We start from the raw sequence: 7,050 nt of genomic DNA on the forward strand, positions 1-7,050 counted from the left end.
GCCGGGGTCGACACGGCGGACTATGGCGGCGCGGCGGGTGGCGTGGTGGCCAGTCTGACGGCGGGCGCTGCGTCGAACGATGGTGATGGCGGTTCGGACGGGCTGTCGGGCATCGAGAACCTGGTGGGATCGGCCTTTGGCGACCAACTGACCGGCTCGGGTGGCAACAACAGTCTGTCGGGCGGGGCCGGGGCGGATACGCTGCTGGGTCTGGCCGGTGACGACATCGTCGCGGGCGGAGCCGGCAACGATGTGCTGGACGGCGGATCGGGCATCGACCTGCTGGACTACAGCGGCGCTTCGGCGGGCGTGCGGGCCCAGTTCAACACCGGCACGGCGTCCAACGACGGTGACGGCGGCTCGGACACGATCAGCGGGTTCGAACACCTGACGGGTTCGGCCTTCAACGACCTGCTGGTCGGTGACGGCGGATCCAACATCATCCGGGGCGGTCTGGGTTCGGATCTCATTATCGGTGGAGCCGGTAACGACATCCTCTATGGCGGTACGGGCCTGGGCAATGAGTTGTACGGCGGGACGGGCGACGATCTGTTCATCCTGGAGGCCAACGACACGGTGGTCGAGTTCGCGGGCGAGGGCATCGACACCGTCGAGGTGAAGATCGGCGTCTATAATCTGGGGGCCAATCTGGAGCGTCTGGTGTTCACCGGCACCGGTGGCTTCACCGGCACAGGCAACAGCGGGGCCAATACGATCATCGGCGGGGCGGGCGACGATGTGCTGCGCGGCCGCGGCGGCGACGATCAGCTGACCGGCGGGGCGGGCCTCGATACCGCGGACTATACCCAGGCGACCTCGGCCATACTGGTGCGACTGGATTCGGTGATCACCCTGAACGACGGCGAGGGCGGGCGTGACTTCCTGACCGGCATCGAGAACATCACCGGCTCGCAGTACAACGACGTCATCGTCGGCGATGCCGGGGCCAATGTGTTGACGGGCGGTCTGGGTTCGGACGTTCTGCTGGGCGGGGCGGGCGACGACATCCTGATGGGTGGCCAGATCCAGGCCAATCAGGTCCAGGGCGGCCTGGGCAATGACTATTACATCCTGGATGCACCGGACACGGTGATCGAGAACGCCGGCGAGGGCATCGACACGGTCGAGAGCCGTGTCAGCACCTATACCCTGGCGGCCCATGTGGAGAACCTGCTCTATACCGGCCCGGCCAGCTTCAGCGGTTGGGGCAATGGCCTGGACAACCGCATCACCGGCGGGGTGGCCAACGACTATCTGCGCGGCATGGGCGGCAACGACACCATCGACGGCGGGCTGGGTACCGACACCCTGTATCTGCGCGGTCTGGCGGCGGATTACACCGTCACCGCCGAGGGGGCCGGCTGGCGCATCGTCGATGCCGTGAGCGGTCGCGACGGCTCGACCTTCGTGACCAGCATCGAAGTGCTGCGCTACAGCAACAATGCCGCCCAGGTCCTGACCTATCCGCCGTCGAACAGTGGCACGCTCGCATCCGACAAGGACGCCGACCAGCCCCAGGTCTCCCGGGTTCTCGATGACCACGCCCCGTCCGCAAAAGTCGATCCGGATGGCCCCCAGGTTCAGCCTTCGGTGCTGGACATCGCCGAGGCCAGGGACGGCCATGATCTGCCCCAGGTGTTGCCGGGCCTGATCGCCGTTCGAAGCGACAAGGCGGGACCGGATCAGCCGCTGGTTCAGCCGGGCTCGCTGGACGACGACTTCCTGGACCTCAAGGTCGATACCGACAGCGTCGGCCCGCAGATCCAGCCGGGCGTGTTCGACGACATGGCCGGCGTCGGCTCGGGCGGTTCGGGTTCGGAGACCGGCCTCGACTTCGGCGGCGGCTTCGGCGGCACCGGCGAGGGCGGCTTCGGTCTCTGGGGCCTGGACCCCGACATCCAGCGCGCCCTCGACGACCACAACGCCCGCCTCGACCACATGCCCACCACCGACCCCAATACCGACCCCTGGGGGTAACGGCCGGAGCAAAGACCAAACGACCATCGCCGCCGGATCACTCCGGCGGCGATGCTTCATAACAATAAACTAAAAAGTAGTGCCGCGTAGTATGACCAGTTCGCTTCTGAATGCAGACACCCCCTACCTTAATGAGGGTGACACTCCCCCTCACGAGTACTCTTTCGATTTCGATTCAGGTCTTGGTCCGTGGACGACCTGGCTGGCACCGTCGGTCGTCAGGGAAGAAGGCGGCGAGCATGCGGCATTCACACGTCTGAACGCACCCGGCCTGCTGGACCCCAACCATATCGACGGCATCGGCGCGTTACGCCTGATCGCGCATCTGTCGATTCCGGCGGCAGGGTCGCCCGGCATTCTGAACCTGACGGACGCCGAGTTCGAAATCACGATCCGCGCGACTGATTTCGAAGCGAACGGCGGCAAGTTGGTCGTCTGGCTGTGCCGCTATGTCCCCGAAGAGGGCGTTTACAAGAATTTCTACGTGCCGCTGGTCGCCAACAACTGGGCGAACACTGGTAACGACATCACCTCTCAACTGGTCGAGGGCGAATGGCGGACCATCACTGTTCGGCTCAGCGACGACGCCGCGGACTGGACCTATGCGGGTGAGAACCAGACCCAGCAGGGGGACTGGGCCGACCGTTATCAACCCTATGATCTGGCCGAAACCCTGGGCCAGACTGACGCGACCCTGCACCTGGTCATGATCAACGACGAGCCGGACGAGGCGCCGACTGGCTTTCTGGACGTCGCCAACATCACCGTGCGGACGCACGAACCCGCTATTCCTGTCGATGGCGGAGCAGCGACGCGCGACGTCTTTTATGGCCTCGAAGATCAGGACCTTACCGGCCAGTTGCCCGGTGACGGGGTCGTCGATCTGGACAATGCCACATTCGGGGTCGTGGCCGGTTCGGTCAGGAACGGCACAGTCAGCCTGGATGCCGCGACGGGGGCCTTCGTTTTCACCCCTGACGCCGACTATTATGGCCCGACCGATTTTCTGGGCCCGGCGTCGTTTCGCTATACGGTGACAGACGGCAGCAACTCGACCGAGCGGACGGCATATTTCTACATCGGCGGTATCAATGACCGACCAACCACGACGGTCCAGGATGAGTCGGTGGATATCGCGGCCAATACCGCCTTCACGTCCGGTCTGCGCATCGGTGCCGACGTCGATACGGACGAGCGCCTGACCTACAGCCTGGTCGAAGGATCTGCCACCAACGGCACGGTGACGATCAACCCGGAGAATGGCCGTTACGTCTTTACCCCCACGGCCGGGTTCAGCGGACACGCCACGTTCGCCTATGTCGTCAGCGACGGACAACTGGCCAGCGAAAGCCGCACGGTGACGTTCACGGTCCTGCCGGCCGGACTCCAGCCGGATCGCCTGACTTACTCCGAGGCTGTGGCTCTCCTGGTCGCAGGCGATCTGCAGGCGTTTGTGAGCAACGTCATCCTTCTGGCGGATGCAGGCGATGTCTTCGCAGCTTCGTTTTACGGAACATGGCTTCGCTATGGGCAGCACGTGCCCAAGGATACGGCTCTGGCCGCGCAATATCTGGAAATGGCGCGCGGCATTGCCGACATCAACATCATCCTGGCCGACATGTATGCGACCGGCGAGGGCGTGGACAAGGATCCCGCCGAAGCCCGGCTCCTGCTGGAAGCTCTGCCTACTAACGCCAAAGCCCTGTATCAACTCGCGATTCTGTATGACAATGGCTATGGCGGTCCCGTGGACGACCCCTTGGCGGTCGAAACCTATCTGCTGTCGGCCATGCTGGGCAATGCCGACGCCATGTATACGGTCGGCCGTCGCTATCTGATGGGCGAGGGCGTCGAAGTCTCGGCTGACGACGCCTACTTCTGGCTGGGTGTAGGGCTGAAACTGAACGGCGGACCTGCGCTGGCGGTGTTCGATCAGCAACTGCTCTTCAATATGCAGCAGGCGGTTGACCTGGGGCTGACAACGGAACAGCGCGCGGCGCTGGATGCAGCCATTGCCGCCTGGCAACCAGGCCAGCCGTCGCCGGTCAATGATGCGCCGGTGGTAGAAGATATCATCGGTGTGATCGGCACGACGGCGGGTGAGGCGCTGAGCGGTGTTCTGGCAGAGGCTTCGGATGCGGACGGCGATCGGCTGTTCTTTGCTGTGGTTCCCGGATCGAACCAGAACGGCACGGTGACCCTGGACGCCCGGACCGGAGAATGGGTCTTCACGCCTGCGGCCGGATATGTCGGCCCGGCGCGGTTCAGCTATACGGTCTCGGACGGACAGACGGTGACGTCGGCCCAGACCGTGGACATTATGTTCGGGTCGGCAACGGCCGCTGTCGCCGATGCCGTGACCCTGAACGAGGCCGGATCCCTCACGGTTGGTGCGGCCAGTGGACTTTTGGACAACGATGTTGTCGCCGCGGGTTCGGGTTCGGCGCAGGTCAGCACCGTCAACGGCGAGGCCGACAATGTCGGCGCTATCATCCAGGGCCAATTCGGCACGATCCGGATCAATGCCGACGGCAGCTACAGCTATACGGCGAATGCGGATACCGCCGCTTTGACCGAAGGCGAGACGGCGCAGGAAACTATCACCTACACCCTTGTTGACAGCGATGGCGTCGTCTCCGCCGCGACGCTGACACTGACGATTTCGGGTCTGGGCGGGCGCACGATCGTCGGCGAAGGCGTATTGATCGGCAGCGACTTTGCCGACAGCCTGACCGGAGGCGTCGGCTCCGACACCCTTGTGGGGCAGGCCGGTGACGATATTCTGGATGGCGGTGTGGGCGTTCCGAACGAGCTGTTGGGTGGGACCGGCGACGACACCTATGTGATCCGGGTTGTCGGTGACACCATCGTGGAGTTTGCGAGCGAAGGCATCGACACGGTTCTGACCGACCTGTCGATGTATGGCTTGAACCCCAATGTCGAGAACCTGACCTTCACGGGCAATGGCGATTTCGTCGGTACAGGCAATGAGCTCGCCAATCTGCTGACCGGTGGGGCAGGAAATGACCAACTCGACGGCGGTGATGGCGACGACCTGCTGCGTGGTGGAAGTGGCACGGACCTGCTGATTGGCGGTGAGGGTGTGGATGCTGCAGACTATACCTCCGCGCTTGGTGGCGTGGTGGCCAGCCTGACGCTGGGTGGGGCATCAGACGACGGCGAGGGCGGGTCGGATGGATTCTCGGGCATCGAGAACCTGATCGGTTCGGCCTTCAGCGACCAACTGACCGGCTCCGGAGCCGACAACATTCTTTGGGGTGGTGACGGCGACGATGTGCTGATCGGGCTGGCCGGCAACGACATCCTGCGTCCCGGCAGCGGTAATGACATTCTGGATGGCGGCGATGGGATCGATTTGGTCGACTACAGTCAAGCCGCGTCGGACGTTCGGGCGCAACTGACCACCGGCGCGTCCAGCAACAATGGTGACGGGGGCGTGGACATCCTTATCGACGTCGAACACCTGACGGGCTCGGCGTTCGACGACCTGCTGGTCGGTGACGGCGGGGCCAACATCATCCGGGGCGGTCTGGGTTCGGACATTCTGATCGGGGGGGGCGGCGACGACGTGCTGTACGGCGGTACAGGCTTGGGCAATCAGCTGTACGGCGGGACGGGCGACGATCTGTTCATCCTGGAGGCCAACGACACGGTGGTCGAGTTCGCGGGCGAGGGCATCGACACCGTCGAGGTGAAGATCGGCGTCTATAATCTGGGGGCCAATCTGGAGCGTCTGGTGTTCACCGGCACCGGTGGCTTCACCGGCACAGGCAACAGCGGGGCCAATACGATCATCGGCGGGGCGGGCGACGATGTGCTGCGCGGCCGCGGCGGCGACGATCAGCTGACCGGCGGGGCGGGCCTCGATACCGCGGACTATACCCAGGCGACCTCGGCCATACTGGTGCGACTGGATTCGGTGATCACCCTGAACGACGGCGAGGGCGGGCGTGACTTCCTGACCGGCATCGAGAACATCACCGGCTCGCAGTACAACGACGTCATCGTCGGCGATGCCGGGGCCAATGTGTTGACGGGCGGTCTGGGTTCGGACGTTCTGCTGGGCGGGGCGGGCGACGACATCCTGATGGGTGGCCAGATCCAGGCCAATCAGGTCCAGGGCGGCCTGGGCAATGACTATTACATCCTGGATGCACCGGACACGGTGATCGAGAACGCCGGCGAGGGCATCGACACGGTCGAGAGCCGTGTCAGCACCTATACCCTGGCGGCCCATGTGGAGAACCTGCTCTATACCGGCCCGGCCAGCTTCAGCGGTTGGGGCAATGGCCTGGACAACCGCATCACCGGCGGGGTGGCCAACGACTATCTGCGCGGCATGGGCGGCAACGACACCATCGACGGCGGGCTGGGTACCGACACCCTGTATCTGCGCGGTCTGGCGGCGGATTACACCGTCACCGCCGAGGGGGCCGGCTGGCGCATCGTCGATGCCGTGAGCGGTCGCGACGGCTCGACCTTCGTGACCAGCATCGAAGTGCTGCGCTACAGCAACAATGCCGCCCAGGTCCTGACCTATCCGCCGTCGAACAGTGGCACGCTCGCATCCGACAAGGACGCCGACCAGCCCCAGGTCTCCCGGGTTCTCGATGACCACGCCCCGTCCGCAAAAGTCGATCCGGATGGCCCCCAGGTTCAGCCTTCGGTGCTGGACATCGCCGAGGCCAGGGACGGCCATGATCTGCCCCAGGTGTTGCCGGGCCTGATCGCCGTTCGAAGCGACAAGGCGGGACCGGATCAGCCGCTGGTTCAGCCGGGCTCGCTGGACGACGACTTCCTGGACCTCAAGGTCGATACCGACAGCGTCGGCCCGCAGATCCAGCCGGGCGTGTTCGACGACATGGCCGGCGTCGGCTCGGGCGGTTCGGGTTCGGAGACCGGCCTCGACTTCGGCGGCGGCTTCGGCGGCACCGGCGAGGGCGGCTTCGGTCTCTGGGGCCTGGACCCCGACATCCAGCGCGCCCTCGACGACCACAACGCCCGCCTCGACCACATGCCCACCACCAACCCCAATACCGACCCCTGGGGGTA

At 64.7% G+C, this 7,050-nt stretch carries 2 protein-coding genes; both read left to right on the forward strand.

Annotation, left to right across the window (positions count from 1 at the left end; all coding sequences use genetic code 11):
• Nucleotides 1-1,977 (forward strand): calcium-binding protein (locus JHC81_RS12925; protein ID WP_292175325.1); only part of this gene is annotated, 1,977 nt, incomplete at its 5' end.
• Nucleotides 1,978-2,068: 91 nt separating this feature from the next.
• A partial coding sequence (locus tag JHC81_RS12930; protein WP_292175328.1) for an Ig-like domain-containing protein occupies nucleotides 2,069-7,050 on the forward strand: 4,982 nt, incomplete at its 3' end.

The sequence above is a fragment of the Brevundimonas sp. genome, from assembly GCF_016463295.1.
GTDB lineage: Bacteria > Pseudomonadota > Alphaproteobacteria > Caulobacterales > Caulobacteraceae > Brevundimonas.